The organism is Citrobacter sp. KTE30 (genome assembly GCF_000398825.1).
In the GTDB taxonomy this organism is placed as follows: domain Bacteria; phylum Pseudomonadota; class Gammaproteobacteria; order Enterobacterales; family Enterobacteriaceae; genus Citrobacter; species Citrobacter freundii.
In genome coordinates this window covers 1,060,849-1,080,498 of record NZ_KB976055.1, presented here as the reverse complement: position 1 = coordinate 1,080,498, position 19,650 = coordinate 1,060,849, and the positions used below count along the sequence as shown (strand labels likewise).

17 protein-coding genes are annotated in these 19,650 nt (G+C 48.8%); 6 read left to right on the top strand and 11 right to left on the bottom strand.

Features of this window, described 5'->3' with window-relative positions:
- Positions 1-115 precede the first annotated feature (115 nt).
- From WC1_RS17760 to rclA, 6 genes are all read right to left on the bottom strand, one after another.
- Positions 116-883 carry a putative bifunctional diguanylate cyclase/phosphodiesterase gene (locus WC1_RS17760; protein WP_016149750.1) on the bottom strand — a complete coding sequence of 256 codons (768 nt, stop codon included), beginning with the start codon at positions 881-883 and terminating at the stop codon, positions 116-118.
- 100 nt (positions 884-983) lie between these two features.
- Positions 984-1,565 carry a helix-turn-helix domain-containing protein gene (locus WC1_RS17765; RefSeq protein ID WP_008319941.1) on the bottom strand — a complete coding sequence of 194 codons (582 nt, stop codon included), beginning with the start codon at positions 1,563-1,565 and terminating at the stop codon, positions 984-986.
- Positions 1,566-1,586: 21 nt separating this feature from the next.
- Positions 1,587-2,282: a flagellar brake protein gene (locus tag WC1_RS17770; RefSeq protein WP_003021965.1), complete on the bottom strand. Its 696-nt coding sequence runs from the start codon at positions 2,280-2,282 to the stop codon at positions 1,587-1,589.
- Between the two features lie 578 nt (positions 2,283-2,860).
- On the bottom strand, positions 2,861-3,421 hold the full coding sequence (gene rclC, locus WC1_RS17775; protein WP_016149749.1) for a reactive chlorine resistance membrane protein RclC: 561 nt from the start codon (positions 3,419-3,421) through the stop codon (positions 2,861-2,863).
- A gap of 11 nt (positions 3,422-3,432) precedes the next feature.
- Complete coding sequence (gene rclB / locus WC1_RS17780) at positions 3,433-3,663, bottom strand: reactive chlorine resistance periplasmic protein RclB (RefSeq protein ID WP_003021959.1); 231 nt, start codon at positions 3,661-3,663, stop codon at positions 3,433-3,435.
- Positions 3,664-3,833: 170 nt separating this feature from the next.
- Complete coding sequence (rclA, locus tag WC1_RS17785) at positions 3,834-5,159, bottom strand: reactive chlorine resistance oxidoreductase RclA (protein WP_003847475.1); 1,326 nt, start codon at positions 5,157-5,159, stop codon at positions 3,834-3,836.
- Positions 5,160-5,395: 236 nt separating this feature from the next.
- Here rclA and rclR point away from each other — a divergent pair, with 236 nt between their 5' ends.
- Positions 5,396-6,250 carry a reactive chlorine-specific transcriptional regulator RclR gene (gene rclR / locus WC1_RS17790; RefSeq protein WP_003021953.1) on the top strand — a complete coding sequence of 285 codons (855 nt, stop codon included), beginning with the start codon at positions 5,396-5,398 and terminating at the stop codon, positions 6,248-6,250.
- A gap of 51 nt (positions 6,251-6,301) precedes the next feature.
- Here the strand turns inward: rclR and WC1_RS17795 are convergent, their stop codons facing one another.
- The 4 genes from WC1_RS17795 to WC1_RS17810 form a co-directional block, all read right to left on the bottom strand.
- A complete protein-coding gene (locus WC1_RS17795) occupies positions 6,302-9,445 on the bottom strand; it encodes a CusA/CzcA family heavy metal efflux RND transporter (RefSeq protein ID WP_003835712.1) in 3,144 nt (1,047 codons plus the stop codon).
- Between the two features lie 11 nt (positions 9,446-9,456).
- On the bottom strand, positions 9,457-10,749 hold the full coding sequence (locus WC1_RS17800; RefSeq protein ID WP_016149748.1) for an efflux RND transporter periplasmic adaptor subunit: 1,293 nt from the start codon (positions 10,747-10,749) through the stop codon (positions 9,457-9,459).
- Positions 10,750-10,824: 75 nt separating this feature from the next.
- On the bottom strand, positions 10,825-11,172 hold the full coding sequence (gene cusF / locus WC1_RS17805; RefSeq protein ID WP_016149747.1) for a cation efflux system protein CusF: 348 nt from the start codon (positions 11,170-11,172) through the stop codon (positions 10,825-10,827).
- A gap of 32 nt (positions 11,173-11,204) precedes the next feature.
- Entirely contained in the window at positions 11,205-12,587 is a 1,383-nt protein-coding gene (locus WC1_RS17810; protein ID WP_016149746.1) for an efflux transporter outer membrane subunit, read from the bottom strand.
- A 194-nt stretch (positions 12,588-12,781) separates the two neighbouring features.
- Between WC1_RS17810 and cusR the strand changes: the two genes are divergently transcribed.
- The 5 genes from cusR to WC1_RS17835 all read left to right on the top strand — a co-directional run bounded on the left by cusR (position 12,782) and on the right by WC1_RS17835 (position 17,124).
- Positions 12,782-13,465: a copper response regulator transcription factor CusR gene (gene cusR / locus WC1_RS17815; RefSeq protein WP_003021940.1), complete on the top strand. Its 684-nt coding sequence runs from the start codon at positions 12,782-12,784 to the stop codon at positions 13,463-13,465.
- The gene (locus tag WC1_RS17820; RefSeq protein WP_016149745.1) at positions 13,455-14,906 is read left to right on the top strand and encodes a Cu(+)/Ag(+) sensor histidine kinase; all 1,452 of its coding nucleotides are present in this window, start codon (positions 13,455-13,457) and stop codon (positions 14,904-14,906) included. The genes cusR and WC1_RS17820 overlap by 11 nt, the downstream gene beginning before the upstream one ends.
- Positions 14,907-15,031: 125 nt before the next feature.
- Positions 15,032-15,358, top strand: a complete 327-nt coding sequence (locus WC1_RS17825) for a hypothetical protein (RefSeq protein WP_003835724.1) — start codon at positions 15,032-15,034, stop codon at positions 15,356-15,358.
- 372 nt (positions 15,359-15,730) lie between these two features.
- The gene (locus tag WC1_RS17830; RefSeq protein WP_016149744.1) at positions 15,731-16,237 is read left to right on the top strand and encodes a hypothetical protein; all 507 of its coding nucleotides are present in this window, start codon (positions 15,731-15,733) and stop codon (positions 16,235-16,237) included.
- Positions 16,238-16,320: 83 nt separating this feature from the next.
- Positions 16,321-17,124: an MBL fold metallo-hydrolase gene (locus WC1_RS17835; protein WP_016149743.1), complete on the top strand. Its 804-nt coding sequence runs from the start codon at positions 16,321-16,323 to the stop codon at positions 17,122-17,124.
- A 72-nt stretch (positions 17,125-17,196) separates the two neighbouring features.
- On the opposite strand, the gene WC1_RS17840 is transcribed toward WC1_RS17835, so the two are convergent.
- Positions 17,197-19,641: a trimethylamine-N-oxide reductase 2 gene (locus tag WC1_RS17840; protein ID WP_016149742.1), complete on the bottom strand. Its 2,445-nt coding sequence runs from the start codon at positions 19,639-19,641 to the stop codon at positions 17,197-17,199.
- Positions 19,642-19,650 lie beyond the last annotated feature (9 nt).

Sequence of the window (19,650 nt, the reverse complement as noted above, 5' to 3'; positions counted from 1 at the left end):
GGCTTTTTTTTGCTTATAGTATTACAGGGGTGCTGATGCGCGACGCGTATCAGGCCTACAGACTTACCAGCAATGTGGAACAATCAAGGGATTGGGAAACGTAAATACGGAGGGATTAACGATTATATTGCGCTAAGAGTGAAGGGATCTCTTGTGCCTGCACCGGGGGAGAAATGAAAAAGCCTTGAATTTTGTCACAACCAATCTGCATCAACCGGTCCAGTTGGGACTGGGTTTCCACCCCTTCGGCAAGGACTTCGATACCAAAATTATGCGCCAGTGAAATAATACCCTCAACAATCTTTGTCGATCGGGTGTCGGGTTCAATGCCAGTTACAAATTCTTTATCAATTTTTAAGGTATCAAAAGGATATTTCAACAGGTAATTAAGATTAGCATGCCCGGTTCCAAAATCATCAAGCGCAAGCTTGACCCCTATCGCCTTTAATTCCGTCATATTTTTAGCCGCAATCTGACTGTCGTACAGCGGTGATGTTTCGGTGACCTCTATTTGGCATCGATGGACCGGCAATCCGGAGGTGGCAAGATTTTGTCTGACGCGTTGGGGTAACAGAGGATCGCAGAATTCAAGCGCGGAAATATTGACGGATAATACAATGGGGTCAGGCCAGGAAGTTGCAACATCCCACGGAGAGTGAGTAACCATATCTTCAATTGAAATAATATTGCCGCTATCTTCCAGTAACGTAATAAAAACATCGGGAGAGATCATACCCATCTGAGGACTATTCCAACGCATTAATGCTTCAAATCCACTTATACGCTGGGCATGTAAATTGAAAATAGGCTGATAAACCATATAAAGTTGACTGGTATTCAAAGCCTTTTCAAGCGCAGTTAGCACCTCATTGGAATTAAACATTCCCCTCTCCCTCTACAAATCATAACATTAAAAACCAGTCAAAATCACTCCCGAATTGTATCTACTATTAGGTGTATTACATCAGAAAAGAATGGTCAGGTTAGGGTAAAAAAGACATACGATGGGTAAATCTGACAATTAACTTATTTAAATCAGAGGTATTGGTCAGGCCAAGCTTGGCGACGACTCTCATCTTATGTGCCTGAATCGTTTTATAGTTCAGGCTAACTAACTCAGAAATTTCTTTGGCTGTATAACCACTTACCAGTAAGTTCAGGATCTGCTGCTCTCTTTCGGTTAATCTTTTCTGCGAACGATACAGTCGGGGGTTCCATTTCCCGACTGATAATGTCGCCAATTGACCAAAATCACGCAATGAAGATTTTTCAGTCAAAACTATTATTTTTTCGACATATAATAACTCTACGCATAATTTCGCCACCAAACTATCAGCAACAATCACCACGACGTTATTATAAAATTTGAATCGGTTTTTATTCAAAAACTGAACAATGTCCGAACACGCATGTTCATTATCGATGATATTAAAAACCATGGTTTGATGCTGGCATAATGATGACTGATGCAACATATCCTCAAACTGGAATGTTTGTATCGGTACATGTTTGCTGGTGAGGTAGGCAAACATACCATTGCCCACAAAATTATCACTGCCACACATCAACATCCTGTTCACCGTTCCTTATAAGCTTCTAATCTTGTTACTCATTAAAAATTTAATAATAATTTTCTCGACTTCAGTTTCTTCACGACGATTTTTAAAATCAAACTCACACGAGATCTGATGACAGGAATACAACTGGTTATCCTCATCAAACTCATTGATCAGGACGACATCGATCACTTTTAAGTCCAGTTGTAAACTGCCAAATGTATCGAAATCCAGAGATGCATTTTTAATCACCGCATCTTTATAAAGAAAACGGGCGTTTACATCTTTAACGATTAACGCACAACCACCCTGCGAGATATTTTTAATCTTGAAAGAGTAGTTTTCTCCATTTTTGTAACGACCAAAACAGAAAAAGTCATACCCCTTCATGAAGGAAAAACGCTGATTTTGTCTCTGCTGGGCAAAGAAAATCAAATCCGGTATGAGGTAGGATAATCCTACTTCTGCACCTGCTGATGGGGTTTGCTCGAATCTGGCACTAAATTTCACAATCCCGCTTTCGCTGTGCAGGATAAAGTATTGGACCTTTTCAGGAACAATGTCTTCGTGCCAGGAAATAACAAACCGCTCGAAATCAACCTTCTCTAACTGCGTGATAACGCTACTGTTTTCACATAACACTTCCAGTTTCGTTTTCTTGTGCAGCTCTTCACGAAGGGTAGCTATGATTTCAAACTTATCTTCCTTTGCTAATCCAAAGCTCATTCTAAAACCCTTATTTCCATATTTAAGATATGTCTCGCGTTTGGTTACTCACAAAACGCGAGATCAGCATCCACCCCTGGTGCTTAATTACCATAGTGGATTCCATGTCGAACAGTTGGTTAAAAATTAAGTTTTTAACTATCTTTAGCCATTTATTGATACGTAAAAACATTTAATCAAAGTTAATTCTAGCTGAAGTCATGCCTAAAACCATGCGAACGTGTTGATTAATTATAACAAAAGTGCATAACAATTTTTTTTAAAGTGTCATTTTGAGATAACAAATAGCAAGAATTGCACAGAAAAAAACAGAGAAAAATGAATGGATTTTGATGGAGGAACTACGCAATATGCGAACTGGTGCGCTATCGAAAGAAGAAAGAAGATGCTTACGTCACTATATTATTAATCAGTAATATAAGTCCGACTGGTTATTGTGGCAAAGCGAATCATTGTATTTCATGTATAACATAAATTTCCCTTAGGGCAGAAAAAAAGGCCAGCGTCCTGCTGGCCCGGTAATTACCGAATCGAACTATAGTGGCTTACTGTCTTGCAGAGGGTACAACGTTAAAAATTCAATACTTTTGCTTAATAATTGATCGGGAAGAATCCGCGATGATCATCACCGCTCCCGCCAACATTAACGTATCTTTTAACACCAACCGTCCAGCGCCTGACAAGTACGGAAATCCGTGGTGTAAATCACCCAGCGGCATCACCCATGCTTCTGGTGTGGTTATTAAAAATGATAAAGTTACAATTGGTGTGGCAAATGCCAGAACGCCGCCAATTAATCCCAGCCAACGGCTAACAGGATTAGCCAGCACCAGCAAAGCGATAAGAACTTCGACTACGCCCAGGCCATTTGAGAACGTATACGTGTTATTCGCCGTCTGCCATTCACGCTCCTGCGGTTTGAATTCACCTTCGTGGGTTAAATGTTGTTTGTATTCTTCTGGATGCTCATAAAAAAATGACATTACCGGACTATTGGCGACAAACGGCGTAATGCTGTCGGCTTCGTAAGGTACAAATTTTAATAACCCAATCCAGATAAAAACAATCGCGATACTCAGGCGAATCAAGGTTAATCCAACCCTATCACCTTTGCCCAATATACGAAGATATTTTTCCATTCCAGCTCTCCTCACTTGTACAAAATTGCCGTTGCGTGAGTGCTGCTATCAATACGCATTGAGGTAATTTTCCAGGAAGTCGCTTTCTTTTCCTGTGCCAGTTTCGCAATGGCATCTTCCACCACGGAAGGAGTGCCAGACACAGCTGATACGCTAACGTGGGCAACCTCGGTTTGCGCTAACACGGAAAATGTCACCGGAGCAGTCAGTAATGCAGTCATTAGTAACGTAGTTTTAAACATGTTCATTTCTATTCCCATTAACAAGTTATTTCAGTGGAAATATAATAAAACATGTCACTTTATTTTATTTCATCCGTAACGCCAAAATAACTGTCAATTAGTATCAGGAAGTATAAAAACAAATAAAAAAGCCCCACACGGGTGGGGCAAATATGTAGACTACGCTATTATTATTTAATGAGAGAAAAGAGATCGTTTAGTGATTCGCTCATGCTTGGATGGGTAAATATTTGGTCACGCAATGTGGTATAAGGTAACCCCGCATCCATAACCGTCTTGATGATATTAATCATTTCATGAGAATCCACGCACAGCAGCGACACACCTAATATTTGTTTCGTTTCGCTATCCACCACCGCTTTAAGTACGCCACGGGTATCATTCATCACCCGCGCACGCGGGATAGCCGCTACCGGCAACGTCACGACCTGCACCGCCGCACCACTGGCACGAGCCTGTTCTTCAGTCATTCCGACGCGGGAAAGCGGCGGCGTCATAAAGACGGAATATGGTACATTTTGACGATCACCCGTGTTACGTACCCCCTCGCCTAGCAGGTTGTCGCGCACAATACGGAAGTCATCCAGCGAGATATAGGTAAATTGTAATCCACCAGTGACATCGCCCATTGCCCATATGTTATCTGCCGAGGTACGTAGATATTTATTTACAATAATGGCACCACGGTCGTTTACATCTACACCCGCATTCTGCAGCTGCAGATTTTCAGTCGCCGGTTTGCGACCCGATGCCACCAGCAGCACATCCACCGTCTGGGTACCTTCCGGCATGTGCAGCTGTACTGCACCATCGTGAGAGGAGACAGACTGCACGTTGGCATTGAGGATCAGCTCAACGCCTTGGTCGCGTAAAATGTTGGCGATAGTGTCAGCAATATCCCGGTCTTCACGAGGCAAAAACTGCGGAGCTGCTTCATAAATAGTGACTTTGCTACCAAAGTTGGCAAACATCGATGCGAATTCAACGCCGATATACCCACCGCCCAAAATGCCCAGACGCTCGGGACGTTGCGTCAAATTCAACAACCCGGTGCTGTCAAATACGCCAGGCGTCGTGGTTAATCCCTCAACGTTCGGAATCGTTGACTGGGCACCAGTATTAATAAAGATTTTCTCGCCGCTCAGTTCAACCTCACCTGTTGGCTGTACGACCCGCACTGTATGGTTATCAATGAATTCAGCACGACCTTCAATCACATCCACGTTTTCCAGATCGGCAAGATTGTGGAAGTTTTTATCGCGCAGAAAACTGACAACGGAGGTCTTGCGCTGCATCGCTGCGGCAAAGTCATGCTGAAGTTCAGCATCGTGTACCAGGGTTTTGGTGGGAATGCAGCCGATATTGATGCATGTCCCACCATACATGGTGTTTGACTGTTCAATAATCGCTACCCGCCAACCCGTTTTGGCCAGTGTTGCCGCCAGCGTTTTACCCGCTTTACCAAATCCGATAACAATCGCCTGATACTGATTCATGCTGTCTCTCCGCCATGTCACTGTTCGTTTGTTGAACTGAATTATAGGTTTAGCGATGCACGAACAATGTATCCATAACGCGCCAATTACTGTCAAATCGTCTAAAAAACCGCTCTTTCCCTTCCACTCAACTTATTGAGAAATTAAACTAATACCATAAAATTATTAATAAAATTATGTGTGATAGCGTTGTTGTCATCTCAATTAGCATTAGCAAAAACTGCCCAGGAGTCTTCATGGACGCACTTAGCCGATTACTTATGCTTAACGACCCGCAGGGCTCGATTGATCAAAACTGCCTGTTGAGCAGGGACTGGCAACTGCCGCATGCGGCGGGTGAACTGTCCGTTATTCGCTGGCATACGGTAACCCAGGGATTCGCTCAACTGGATATGCCTGACGGAACATCTTCCACATTACGCCCTGGAACAATAGTCATTCTGCCGCAAAACTCCGCGCATCGTCTGTGCCAGACAGGGGAAGAACAAACGCATATTGTCTGCGGGAGCCTGCGATTACAGGCATCTTCACGCTATTTTTTAACCGCGCTTCCGGAAGTATTATTACTGGCGCCTGAGGAGAACAGCCCAGTCAGCCATTGGCTGAAGGCCATGATTGCGCTAATGCAGGAGGAATACATCAACGACCTGCCTGGCTCCAGCATCGTTTGCAGCCAGCAATGCGCTACGCTGTTCGCGTTAACCGTTCGCGAGTGGCTCGCCCAGTCGACACCCGCTAAAAATGTGCTGAATTTACTGCTGCACCCCAGGCTTGGATCCGTTGTATTCATGATGCTGGAGTCACCGGCTTTTGCCTGGACCGTCGAAGAACTGGCAAAACGAGCACATATGTCGCGGGCCAGCTTCGCACAGCTATTCCGTGAAGTATCAAACTCCACGCCGCTGGCGGTGTTAACCGCGCTGCGCCTGCAGTTCGCAGCCCAGATGCTATCGCGCGGTACACAGCCGTTAATCGTTATTGCCGAGTCGGTGGGTTACGCCAGCGAATCGTCGTTTCATAAAGTCTTTTTACGGGAATTTGGCTGCACGCCGGGCGAGTACCGCAAACGCGTGAAAGCGTTGACGGTATAACGCAACGCCTGCTTCGGCAGTAAAACCGAGGCAGACGAGCGCTTCAGGGCATTACTTTTGGTGGCGATGCCTGTGCAGCCACATCAGCTTATAAGCGGCCGGAATAATGAACAGAGAGAGCAATGGTGCGGTGATCATGCCGCCAATCATCGGCGCGGCTATGCGGCTCATGACTTCTGAGCCAGCTCCCGTCCCCCACAATATAGGTAACAGACCTGCAATAATCACCGCCACGGTCATCGCTTTCGGGCGCACGCGCAGCACAGCACCGTGATATAACGCTTCATCCAGCTTATCCGCCGTAAAGGTTTGCGGATTTTCCAACGCAGGTTCGGCTTCAATAGCGTGGCGCAAGTACATCAGCATCACCACGCCAAACTCCGCAGCAACACCTGCCAGGGCGATAAATCCGGTTCCGGTTGCAACCGACATATGGAACCCCATCCAGTAAAGGAACCAGATGCCGCCCACCAGCGCAAAAGGCACACTGGTGATAATCAGCAGCGCTTCACCAAAGCGACGGAAGGCCAGATAAAGCAGAACGAAGATTATCATCAGCGTCATCGGCACCATCAGTTTGAGCTTATGACTGGCGCGCTCAAGCAGCTCGAACTGCCCGGAAAACGCCACGCTGGTCCCCGGCTTTAACTGTACGTTTTCAGCGATCGCTTTTTTCAGATCGTTCACCACTGAGACCATGTCACGATCGCGGGCGTCGATGTAAATCCAGCTGGTTGGTCGCGCATCTTCGGTTTTCAGCATCGAAGGCCCCGAAACCACCGTCACGTCGGCGACATCCGCCAGCGTGATTTGCTGTTTCATGGGCGTCAGAATGGGCAGATTACGCAGCGCTTCCGGGCTATCACGATAGCTCTGCGCATAGCGAAGGTTAATCGGATAACGTGCAATCCCTTCCACCGTTTCGCCGACCATTGCGCCTCCGACCGCAGAGGTGACAAACAGTTGCACCGCGCCGACGGTCATTCCGTACCGGGCCGCTTTCTCCCGATTAATATCCACATTGATATAGCGCCCCCCGACCAGGCGCTCAGCCAGCGCCGAAGAGACGCCCGGCACGGTTCTGGCCACCTCTTCAATTTGCTCCGCCGTGGCGTCGATATCTGCCAGAACGTTACCTGACACCTTAATGCCAATTGGGCTTTTGATCCCCGTAGAGAGCATGTCGATACGGTTACGAATCGGCGGAACCCACAGATTCGCCAGTCCCGGCAAGCGTACGGTTTTATCCAGCTCGGCAATGATTTTGTCCATCGTCATCCCCGGACGCCACTGGTCCTGCGGCTTCAGTTGGATCGTCGTTTCAACCATTTCCAGCGGTGCTGAGTCTGTTGCGGTTTCTGCCTTACCTGTTTTACCAAACACGCGCGCCACTTCCGGAACGGTCATGATCAGCTTGTCGGTTTTTTGCAGCATGTCCGCTGCCTGCGCCGCTGAGATCCCCGGCAATGTCGAAGGCATATACAGCAGGTCGCCTTCGTTAATCTGCGGCAGGAATTCACCACCGACTTTATTCAGCGGGTAGATAACCGTCAGTATTGAAAGCACCGCCACCAGGATGGTGGTCTTGGGCCAGTGCAATACCTTCAGCAATAGCGGATGGTAAATACGGATCAGGAAACGGTTAAGCGGGTTGCTGCTTTCTGCAGGTATTTTTCCGCGGATCCAGAATCCCATCAGGATTGGAATAACCACGATGGCCAGAAACGCCGCACCTGCCATGGCATACGTTTTGGTGAACGCCAGCGGCCCGAACAGTCGCCCCTCTTGCCCCTCAAGCGTGAAAATAGGGATAAACGACAATGTGATAATCAGCAGGCTGATGAACAATGCCGGGCCGACTTCTACCGAGGCGTCAGTAATGACCTTCCAGCGCGTTGCGTTATCCAGCTTTTCATGCGGATGCTGATGCCCCCACTCTTCCAGCCGCTTATGGGCGTTTTCAATCATCACGATGGCGGCATCGACCATCGCCCCGACGGCAATGGCAATGCCCCCCAGCGACATGATATTGGCGTTCAGCCCCTGGAAATGCATCACGATGAACGCGATACACAGCCCCAGCGGCAGGGAAATAATCGCCACCAGCGCAGAACGCAGATGCCACAGGAACAATGCACACACCAGCGCAACAACGATAAACTCTTCCAGCAGCTTGTAGCTCAGGTTATCAATGGCGCGGTCAATGAGCTGACTGCGATCGTATGTTGTAACTATTTCTACGCCTTCCGGCAGGCTACTTTTCAGCGTATCGAGCTTGGCTTTAACCGCGGAGATCACCTCACGCGCATTTTTACCGGACCGCAGAATAACCACCCCGCCCGCCACTTCGCCTTCGCCATTCAGTTCGGCGATCCCACGGCGCATTTCCGGCCCAATCTGTACGCGCGCCACATCGCGCAGGTAAACAGGTACACCGTCGGCCCCTGTTTTCAGGACGATGTTATTGAAATCATCGAGCGTTTGCAGATATCCACTGGCGCGGACCATATATTCCGCTTCAGCCATCTCAACAGATGAGCCGCCCGCTTCCTGATTCGACGTATCCAGCGCCGATTTCACGTCCGCCAGACTGATGCCATATTGCGTCAGCTTCATTGGATCAATAACGACCTGATACTGTTTAACCACGCCGCCTACCGAGGCGACTTCCGCCACGTTGGGAATCGTTTTTAACTCATACTTTAAAAACCAGTCCTGAAGAGAACGTAATTCCGCCAGATCGTGTTTCCCGCTGCGATCCACCAGCGCGTACTCAAATATCCAGCCGACACCCGTGGCGTCCGGTCCCATTTCCGCGCTAACGCCAGCCGGCAATTTTCCCTGAACCTGGTTGAGGTACTCCAGTACGCGCGAGCGCGCCCAGTAAGGATCGGTACCATCTTCGAAAATGACGTACACGTAGGAATCGCCAAACTGCGAGAAACCGCGCACAGTTTTCGCGCCTGGTACCGACAGCATGGTGGTGGTCAGCGGATAGGTCACCTGATTTTCAACAATTTGCGGCGCCTGACCCGGATAGCTGGTTTTGACGATCACCTGAACATCAGAGAGATCGGGCAGCGCATCAACCGGGGTATTGATGATGGTCCAGGTTCCCCAAATACTGAGAAACAGCGCCCCCATCATCACCAGAAAACGGTTTGCCACCGAGCGGCGGATAATCCATTCAATCATTTATCATATCCTCAGTGTGAATGGGTAGCCTGGGCTGGCATGGCGGCTGCGTCTTGCGTCTTACTGTTCTGGGCGCGCATACGGTCCAGTGCGCCAGAGATATTCGCTTCGGAATCAATCAGGAACAGACCGCTGGAAACCACTTTTTCGCCTTCGGTCAGGCCGGAGCGGATAGCCGTCAGCCCTTGAGATTCATGGAATACCGCAACTTGTTTCGGCACAAATCGGCCTTCGTTATCAACGGTGATTACCCGCTGCTCGGTACCCGTATCAATTAGCGCTTTAGACGGGATCAGCAGCATTGGCTCGCTTTGTGTTTTCAGTTGCAGGTAAGCATTCATCCCGGGCTTGAGCGCCTCGTCAGGATTATCGACCTGTAAACGGAGCTGGAGCGTACGCGTGGTAGCATCAACGCTGGGTAAGATACTCCACTTGCTGATGGTGAAAGGCTTATCCGGCCAGGCGGGCACGGTGATGGTAAATTGCGAGGCGTCTTTAATCAGCCAGGCGATAGATTCCGGGACCGACGCGCTGACCCATACCGGGTCCATACCCTGAATTTTCGCGACCACATTGTCTTTGGAAATGTTCATACCCGTACGCAAATCGAATGCGGTGATCACCCCATCAATAGGCGCTTTCAGGGTAAAGCGGGTCTGAATTTTACGCGTCGATTTTAAGCGCTGAATATCCGCTTCAGGCATTCCAGCCAGACGTAATCTTTCCAGAATTCCTTCCACCTGCGTCGCGCTGCCGCCAGTTTCTCGCAGCAATAAATATTCGCTCTGCGCCTCAACCCAATCAGGAATAGTCAGGTCGATCAGCGGCGCGCCTTGTTTAATTTTGTCCCCCACGGTCAGTGGGTAAACCTTCTCGATAAAGCCCGCTGAGCGTGCCTGGACAATAACAAACTGGTATTCGTTATAACTAACGTTGGCCGGAAAAGTTTGCGCGTAGTGCAGTGGTCCACGACGCACTGGCTCTGTTTTCAGCCCCAGGTTCTGGGTCTGTGTAGGATCGATGCGCACGCCTGGTGATGACGCGTTCGCGGTCTCTTCATCGGCATATTTCGGGATCAGATCCATATCCATAAATGGCGATTTACCCGGTTTATCAAAACGCGTGTTTGGGTACATGGGGTCGTACCAAAACAACACTTTTCTGGCTTCTTTTGGCGAAGCCTGCCCGGTTTCAGCTGTTGCTTTTGCGGATGAATAATAAGTATAAATACCGGCAGAAATAACCCCACCGGCAATCATGCCAGCGAGAATAAGCGCGGTATTTTTAATATTTAAAGACGCCATAGTGATTTCCATTGCGCGATAGTCTCACCCGCGTTCGCAAAACCCGGGCAAGAATAAAAGAGACCAACGAGAACGTTATTTACTGATGTGAATATCGCGTAACACAGAGAGATTTCCCTGCTGAACAAACGTAAACGCGACCTTATCGCCTGGCTTAATATCATCAGCCTTCGTATCGGCAACCAGTGTAAAACGCATCGTCATGGCTGGCCAGTTCACCGCAGGGATAGGATCATGCTTGATCGTAATCTTTTTACTTTCCATATCAACAGCTTCAATCACCCCGGTAGCGCTAATGAGTTGTTCCTGTTGAGCCGCTGGCTGCATATTCATCATCTCACCATGCTGATGCTCATTGGCCTGAGCGTTAAACATGATCATAGAGAAAAGACTAAACAGCACAGCTTTGGCGGTAGTATTCATAATTGATGCTCCTGAAAGGTTAATATTAAGGATTACTCCACCCAACCGCCGCCTAAGGCAGCAAACAGCTTAATTTCATTAACCTGTTGGGCGTAATTAAGATCGAGCAGCGATTGCCGCGTAGCGAATAAAGAACGTTCTGCGTCTAATACTTCGATATAGCTAACTGCACCATTCTGATAAAGCGCTCTGGCGCGTTGTAGTGTGATTTGCAATGAATCCAGATAACGCTGCTGCCCGCTAATTTGATCGGCAATGCTTTGGCGCAACACCAGTGCATCCGCCACTTCTTTAAACGCGTTCTGAATTTTTTGTTCGTAATTCACTACCGACTGTTGCTGGCGAATTTCTGCCAGGTCGAGATTGGACTGATTACGTCCAGCGTTGAATATTGGAATATCTATTTTGGGGACAAAATTCCACATGCCGCTGGCGGCATTAAATAAACTGGAAAGATCGCTGCTGCTACTGGACACGGAACTGGTCAACGTTATAGACGGAAAAAATGCCGCTCGCGCAGCACCGATATTGGCATTTGCCGCCAATAATCCGTGCTCAGCTTCCATAATATCCGGGCGCTGCAGCAGTATTTGCGACGAGAGCGATGGCGGCAGCGTTACCGGTTTAATATCCCCACGGCTGCGCGCGTGGTCATCAGGTAATTTCCCGTATGTACCCAGCAACAGCTGCAGCGCGTTATTGGCCTGCGCCAGATCACCTTTACGCTTGGCAATTTCGCTACGCGTACTTTCGATCACACCGCGCGCTTGTTCCAACGCCAGTACGTTGGTGCTACCGGTTACCAATTGCTTCTCTACAAAAGCGTAAGAGCGCTGGTAGTTTTGCAGCGTTTCTTCAGCAACTTGCAACTGCGCGTAAGCCAGACGCTGATTAAAATAACTTTGCGACACGTTGGAGATTAATGAGATATGCACCGCCCGACGCGCTTCTTCGCTGGCAAAGAAATTCTGTCGCTCAGCTTCACTCATATTTTTTAGCCGCCCAAAGAAATCCAGGTCGAAACTAAGATTGAGTTCAGCTTCGAATTCACGTTCGGTGCTGCTATCACCTTTTAATTTACCGCTGTATGTACCACTGGAGCCTGCCGTGAGTTGCGGGTAGCGGTCAGCGTCCGTGACGCCATATTGCGCTCTCGCTTCCTGAACTTTTAGCACAGCCATACGTAAATCGCGGTTATTAACCAACGCCTCGCCAATCAGCGCCTTTACCTGGGAGTCAACGAAGAAGGTCCGCCAGCCCGTGTCCTGATATTCACCTTGAGCCGATACCAGGGCATTCTGGCTTAAAGAAAATTGCTGCGGCACCGGCAAAGCCGGGCGCTGATAGTCCGGCGCCAATGAACAACCGGCGAGCACGAATATAGCGCTGAGAGTAAGAAGCTTAAATTTGCTCATAGTTCTTCTCGTCCTGACCGGACTGATGTCCCTAAAATGTGTAGGAATTTATAGTGCTGTACTTTAACCAAGTGACTCTGTTTAACCGGTGACAGGAAAATGACAAAACTGTCATTTTCCCAATAACCGATTGCTATCCGATCCCGCTTCCCTAGAATTGAAAGTCCGCACACCAGTGCGAGAAGGAGAATGCGATGAAGGTTTTGATAGTCGAAGATGAGAAAAAAACCGGTGAATACCTGACAAAAGGCCTGACGGAAGCGGGTTTTGTCGTGGATTTAGCGGATAACGGCCTGAACGGGTATCACCTGGCGATGACCGGCGATTACGACCTGCTCATACTCGACATCATGCTGCCGGATGTAAACGGCTGGGATATCGTGCGGATGCTGCGTTCCGCCAACAAAGGAATGCCCATTCTTCTCCTCACCGCACTGGGTACCATTGAACATCGGGTTAAAGGTCTGGAATTGGGTGCTGATGATTACCTGGTTAAACCGTTTGCCTTCGCCGAACTGCTGGCACGGGTCAGAACGCTGTTGCGTCGAGGCGCGGCGGTGATTGTCGAAAGCCAGTTTCAGGTCGCGGATTTAATGGTCGATCTGGTCAGCAGAAAAGTTACCCGCAGCGGTACGCGCATCACTCTGACCAGCAAAGAGTTTACGCTGCTTGAGTTTTTCCTGCGCCATCAGGGGGAAGTTTTACCCCGCTCGCTGATCGCCTCCCAGGTCTGGGATATGAATTTTGACAGCGATACTAATGCCATCGACGTCGCCGTTAAGCGTCTGCGCGCCAAAATTGATAACGATTATGAGCCGAAACTGATTCAGACCGTGCGCGGCGTGGGATATATGCTTGAGGTTCCTGATGGCCAGTAAACGATGGCGGCGCCCTTTTTCACTGGCGACACGACTAACCTTTTTTATCAGCCTGGCGACAATTGCTTCATTTTTCGCCTTTGCATGGATAATGATCCACTCCGTGAAAGTCCACTTCGCCGAGCAGGACATCAATGATTTACAAGAGATTAGCACCACGCTGGAGCGGATTATTAACCAGCCTAACGAGCCAGAATCACGCCGACTGGAAACGCTAAAAAATGTGGTGGCGGGTTACTCGAACGTCATTATTTCTCTGGTAGATAGCAACCAGAAGGCCATTTTTCATTCGCCCAATGCGCCGGATCTCCGGCAATTTATCGCCAGCGCAAGGCCGGATAAAAATGCTCATGCCAGCGACGTTTTTATTATCTCAGGCCCTACACTGCAAACCTCCAGACATATCCACGGACAGAAAACATCGTCTAACTGGCGAATGATTCGCCTGCCGGTAGGAAAGCTTGCCGATGGAAAACCAGCGTATACGCTGTATCTGGCGTTATCGATCGATTTTCACCTGCACTATATTAACGATCTGAAAAACAAGTTAATTATGACGGCTTCGCTGATTAGCATCATGATTGTTTTTATCGTGCTGTTCGCCGTATACAAAGGCCATGAACCGATCCGTAATGTTAGTCGTCGCATCCAAAATATCACCTCGAAAGATCTCGATGTCCGTCTAGATCCGCAGGCTGTGCCTATTGAACTGGAACAACTGGTTAGTTCGTTTAATCACATGCTCGAACGCATCGAGGACGTATTTAAACGTCAGTCGAACTTCTCGGCGGATATTGCCCATGAGATCCGCACGCCAATAACTAACCTCGTCACCCAAACGGAAATTGCGCTCAGCCAGACCCGCAGCCAAAAAGAACTGGAAGATGTGCTGTATTCCAATCTCGAAGAGTTTGGCCGAATGTCGAAAATGGTGAGTGATATGCTGTTTCTGGCGCAGGCAGATAACAATCAGCTGATCCCAGAAAAAAAAGCGCTCAATCTGGCTGATGAGGTCGGTAAAGTGTTCGACTTTTTCGAAGCCTGGGCAGAGGAGCGTGAGGTTGGTTTACGGTTTGAAGGACGTGCATGCTGGGTTTCAGGCGACCCATTAATGTTACGCCGGGCAATGAGTAACCTGCTGTCAAATGCCATGCGCTATACGCCAAAAGGTGAGTCGGTAACCGTGCGGGTGAAAGAGGCGGATGGTCTGGTCCAGATAGTCGTTGAGAATCCCGGCCCCCCCATTCCCCCGCAACATCTTCCGCGACTCTTTGACCGCTTTTATCGAGTGGACCCTTCACGGCAGCGTAAAGGCGAAGGCAGCGGTATTGGTCTGGCGATTGTGAAATCGATTGTGATTGCCCATCACGGAAAAGTCTCGGTAACTTCCAATCCTTATGTCACTCGCTTTATTCTGACGCTTCCCAAGCACGCGATGTAATTTATGGTGATGACGCTTATACCTGTCATCACCTATTCTCTGACACAACCGTCATAATCCTGTCACGCCACTGACAGTCCCCATTAATTATACTTTCTTCCGTAAACCCAAACAGGAGAAATATGATGAATAAGATGTCCTCTTTTTTAGCTATCGCGTTTTTTATTTCAGTTGGCGTTAATGCGGCAGAAACACCTAAAGTGCATCAACAGGCCGCAATGGCTCATGAAATGATGAATAACAGTGATGCCTCTGCACATCAACAAATGGCGCAGGCACATGCCTCGCAGGCAAATAATTCATCGTCAACACCAACCAATGCGCAATCATTTTCACAAATGAATGAACATGAAAAAGCAATGGTTGTTCACCAATCAGTAAATAACGGCCATTCATTTGCTCATGAGATACAGGCCGAGCAGCACCGCGCACAGATCTCCACTCAAGGGTAAAGACGAGCTGTATTGACGACAATATCCATAAATACGCTAAGTTTGAATATTGTGGACTACTCTCCCCGTGCAGGCCTGTTTATATACAAGCCTGCATCCTTGTTCATCGTTAATGTCAATATTAATAATTCATTAAATCTCCCATTAAAAAGTAAAAACCTTTTAACTCTTTATTCAGATTGTGTGAAAATCGTAAATCAACTACTTATTATGTTGCGTATCACAACATTTATCACCTCACCCTAATTATAAATTAGGATTCCCCCTGGTATGCGTCGTTAATATTTAATGGGAAACTGCCGTCGTCGTAAAAATGACAGCCAAAAAGTTCGTATTCCTATAAATAAACTTAATGATGATAGTGAGTGAAAAATGAATAAACGTCTGCTGACCCTCCTGGTCCTTGGTCTGACAACGGCCACAACGGCATATGCAATTACCCCGGCAATGCAGAAAAAATATGAACGTTCAGGTTGTACGCAAATGAGCGAACTCAATGGTTGTGATGTGAACAAATCCTATCAGTGGAACCACGATCATGGCTTTATCGAGAGCGATAACAGCCAGCAAAATCGTCATCATCGCCATGGTGAAGAGCAGCAAAATACCACAGGCCGGGATAACCACGATAATGCGGGTATTGATGGCAAATTCAGCGGAAATTACGTGGCCAAATTTGCCAATGGTCAACGCAGCGTTGATATTCACGTCGAAGATTCCGGCGTTTACGTCAATGGTAAGGAAGTGCGTGACGTAAATACCTATAAGGATACGATGACCTTCCGCGTCGGTTATGCCACTTACACCATTAAAACAAATGGTCGCGGTAGCTGGAATGACAGCGATGCAGGAAACGCTGGCAAAATTGTGCGTGAATAACAGATACCGCTAAAGAGCGCTGCGATCACAGCACCCTCAAAAGCCATGCATTACAGTATGCTGTTTTAATACTGGAGTCAGACATGGCTTTGACCCTCACAGTGCTGCTTGAAAACCGACGTGCTGCTGGCGCTGGAAAAACATTACTGGCAAAGCCTGGATTAAGTCTGTTAGTTCAGGATGAAACGACCACAATATTGTTTGATACCGGGCCGGATGGCAGCTTCATGCATAACGCTGCACAAATGGGCGTGGACCTGACGCACTTAACCGCCGTGGTGCTGTCGCACGGCCATTACGATCACTGCGGCGGCGTGCCGTGGCTTGCGGATAACAGCCGTATCATTTGTCATCCCCAAATAGCCTGTGAACGATACGCCTCAGTTACGGTTGCGGGAACACCACGAAAAATTAAAAAACTCTCGCATGATAACAACTACTCTCGATTCATCATGGAATACACCCGCGAGCCGCTGGCTATCAGCGATCGCTTTTTGTGGTCCGGGGAAATTAGCGTTCCCACGCCACAATCCTATGGTGTGATTAGCGAGAAAACACTCCAACCAGATTACATCAGTGACGAAGGCGTGTTGATCTATAAATCTGAACGCGGGTTAGTCATCATTACTGGTTGCGGGCATCGGGGAATAGAGAACATCGTACGCCATTGCCAGAAAATCACAGGGGTTAACCAAATTTATGCCCTGGTCGGTGGGTTTCATTTACGTGCTGCCTCCCCCGCTAAGCTATGGCGGACCCGACAATTTATTAAGCAACAGCAACCCGAAAAACTACTCGGCTGTCATTGCACTGGTTCATGGGGTCGATTGTGGCTACCGGGAACTGACGCACCGGCAACGGGAGATGTGATTGAGCTGGCTGAGTAACAACAGTAAAACATTGCCCAAACAGTGATAAAAAACGGGAGCCTTACGGCCCCCGTTTATCAGCCATCATCATTACATGGTGACAATTGCTGGCTCATCAAAGACGGTGAGTTTTGGCGCTTCACCGGTGAATTTTTCTGCATATACAAGGCTGGTATTCCCCGCACAGCCATTCGCCAGCCGTGAGGTTGGGATATCCGCCGTCAGCACGTTCGCGCCGCCATTTTTACAGATACCGTTTTCAATATCCGGCCATGCGCCTTCATGGATACAGATGATTCCCGGTTTGATACCGTCGCTGACGTGCGCCCCCACCAGAACCTGTCCGCGAGCATTCCATACACGAACCAGATCGCCCTCGACAATCCCTCTGGCTTTCGCGTCATCCGGATGAATCGTCACCGGTTCACGATTGGCAATCGCGTATTCTTTACGCAGCGACGCGTAGTTCAGTTGGCTATGCAGACGATGTGCCGGGTGCGCCGTCAGTAGCTGCAGCTGATCTTTATCCGCAGTTCCTTTCCATTCATCCGGTTCAATCCAGGACGCATGCGGCGGACAGTCTTTATACTGATAGCCTTCAATCGTTTTCGAGTAGATTTCTATCTTGCCGCTCGGCGTTCCCAGCGCATTCATCACCGGATCGCTGCGGAAATCCGCGTAGCGCACATATTTGTTATTCTTTTCATTCTCACGCATTTCGATCAGTTTATTCTGCTGCCAGAACGCGTTGAACTGAGGCATGGCGACACGCTGGGCGCGGGCGGCTTTTTGCGCGACGTCATAGAACTGCTTCAGCCACGCCATTTCGTCTTTGCCTTCGGTGTAGACCGCCTTACCACCCGGCTTGAGCATCTCAGCCAGATCGGCAAATACGTCAAAATCACTACGCGCTTCAAACTGCGGCGCGATGACCTGCTTCATAGGCACCAGATGCTGGTTACTGTAATCACCGGTCATGGTCAGATCATTACGCTCAAACGAGGTGGTGATTGGCAGAACGATATCGGCGTGTTTGGCCGCTGCGGTCCAGTAACACTCAGAGATGACAACCAGTTCAGGCTTCTGCCAGGCTTTGATTAAGCGGTTGGTATCCTGATGATGGGTAAAGTTAGCGCCACCCGCCCACCAGATCATTTTGATATCCGGGAAGGTTTGCTCTTTACCGTTATGCTGATATTTGCCGCCTGGGTTTTCCAGCGCCTCGACAATTCGCGCTACCGGCAGGCTGGTCACCGCATCGGAAACCGCCCAGTCGTTGCCAGCAGATGATCCCCCCTCAATTTTGGCGGAAATTGCTGGCAATACCCCACCGGTGCGTGTTGGGTTACCGCCGTTAGAATAGTGATAAGAGAACCCGAAACCACCGCCTTCGGTACCAATTTGCCCCAGCATCGCCGCCAGAGTCACCAGCATCCAGTGTTTTTGCTCACCGTATTGCTGACGCTGAATCCCCCAGCCTGCCATGAGCATGGTTTTGTTGCTGGAGAAAATTTCCGCCAGCTTTTCCAGTTGCTCAGCAGGCACGCCACACACGCCAGATGCCCACTCGGTGGTTTTCTCAATTTTGTCGCTCTTGCCGAGCAGGTACTCTTCAAACTGCGGATATCCAGTGGTGTATTTTTCCAGGAAGGCTTTGTCGTGAAGATTTTTCTTCACCAGCGTGTGGGCGATCCCTAACATCATCGCCACATCGGTCCCCATATGTGGCGCAATCCAGGTCGCATTATCACCAAAGAACTCGATGGTTTCAGAACGCATCGGATCGATGGCGATGACGCTTTTCCCTGATTTTTTCAGCAGATTAAAGTATTCAATCCCCTGTTCATCCGTGCTGCTCCAGGCAATTTTGAGGGTATTGAGCGGGTTCATCCCCCACAGCACCACGACCTGACTGTGCTCTAGCACCATCGGCCAGGTGGTTTGCTGCTCATAGACTTCAACCGATCCCACAACGTAAGGCATGATCACCTGCGCGGCCCCGGTTGAATAATCTCCGGTATGACCGGCGTAGCCACCGGCCATGCTCATATAGCGTTGCAGTAGGGTTTGCGCCTTATGCAGAACGCCGCTGGAGCGCCAGCCATAGGAACCGGCAAATATTGAGGACGGGCCATAGCTGCTACGGATCCGGCTATGCTGCTCGTGAATGAGCTTCAGCGCTTGTTCCCAACTCACGCGCACGAAAGGATCGTTACCACGTTTACCATCCGCTTTACCCGGGTTTTCCAGATAGCTTTTGCGCACCATCGGATACTTAACGCGGATATTGGTATGAACCTGATCCGGCGCGGTTTGCTGTAATGAGTTCGGCACCGTTTTCGGCAACGCACCTTTTGAGGAAACCACTTTGCCGTCTTTGACTTCCACGTATACCGCACCCCAACGTGCTGCCGTCAGGATTGCCCCACCATTCTGGCCTTCGGCCCAGGCCGGCATTGGGATCACCGAAGAAATCGCCATTGTCCCGGTTGCCGCGCCAGCCGTCTTGATAAAGTCACGTCTTGTGAGTTTCATGATTTCTCC

Excerpts from the sequence above, each read along its gene's own strand:
- WC1_RS17795 (WP_003835712.1), bottom strand. The coding sequence starts at position 9,445 with ATGATTGAATGGATTATCCGCCGCTCGGTGGCAAACCGTTTTCTGGTG.
- rclC (WP_016149749.1), bottom strand. The coding sequence starts at position 3,421 with ATGGAAAAATATCTTCGTATATTGGGCAAAGGTGATAGGGTTGGATTA.
- rclA (WP_003847475.1), bottom strand. The coding sequence starts at position 5,159 with ATGAATCAGTATCAGGCGATTGTTATCGGATTTGGTAAAGCGGGTAAA.
- WC1_RS17765 (WP_008319941.1), bottom strand. The coding sequence starts at position 1,565 with ATGTGTGGCAGTGATAATTTTGTGGGCAATGGTATGTTTGCCTACCTC.
- cusR (WP_003021940.1), top strand. The coding sequence starts at position 12,782 with ATGAAGGTTTTGATAGTCGAAGATGAGAAAAAAACCGGTGAATACCTG.
- WC1_RS17820 (WP_016149745.1), top strand. The coding sequence starts at position 13,455 with ATGGCCAGTAAACGATGGCGGCGCCCTTTTTCACTGGCGACACGACTA.
- WC1_RS17830 (WP_016149744.1), top strand. The coding sequence starts at position 15,731 with ATGAATAAACGTCTGCTGACCCTCCTGGTCCTTGGTCTGACAACGGCC.
- WC1_RS17835 (WP_016149743.1), top strand. The coding sequence starts at position 16,321 with ATGGCTTTGACCCTCACAGTGCTGCTTGAAAACCGACGTGCTGCTGGC.
- WC1_RS17760 (WP_016149750.1), bottom strand. The coding sequence starts at position 883 with ATGTTTAATTCCAATGAGGTGCTAACTGCGCTTGAAAAGGCTTTGAAT.
- cusF (WP_016149747.1), bottom strand. The coding sequence starts at position 11,172 with ATGAATACTACCGCCAAAGCTGTGCTGTTTAGTCTTTTCTCTATGATC.
- rclR (WP_003021953.1), top strand. The coding sequence starts at position 5,396 with ATGGACGCACTTAGCCGATTACTTATGCTTAACGACCCGCAGGGCTCG.
- WC1_RS17800 (WP_016149748.1), bottom strand. The coding sequence starts at position 10,749 with ATGGCGTCTTTAAATATTAAAAATACCGCGCTTATTCTCGCTGGCATG.
- WC1_RS17840 (WP_016149742.1), bottom strand. The coding sequence starts at position 19,641 with ATGAAACTCACAAGACGTGACTTTATCAAGACGGCTGGCGCGGCAACC.
- WC1_RS17810 (WP_016149746.1), bottom strand. The coding sequence starts at position 12,587 with ATGAGCAAATTTAAGCTTCTTACTCTCAGCGCTATATTCGTGCTCGCC.
- rclB (WP_003021959.1), bottom strand. The coding sequence starts at position 3,663 with ATGTTTAAAACTACGTTACTAATGACTGCATTACTGACTGCTCCGGTG.
- WC1_RS17825 (WP_003835724.1), top strand. The coding sequence starts at position 15,032 with ATGAATAAGATGTCCTCTTTTTTAGCTATCGCGTTTTTTATTTCAGTT.
- WC1_RS17770 (WP_003021965.1), bottom strand. The coding sequence starts at position 2,282 with ATGAGCTTTGGATTAGCAAAGGAAGATAAGTTTGAAATCATAGCTACC.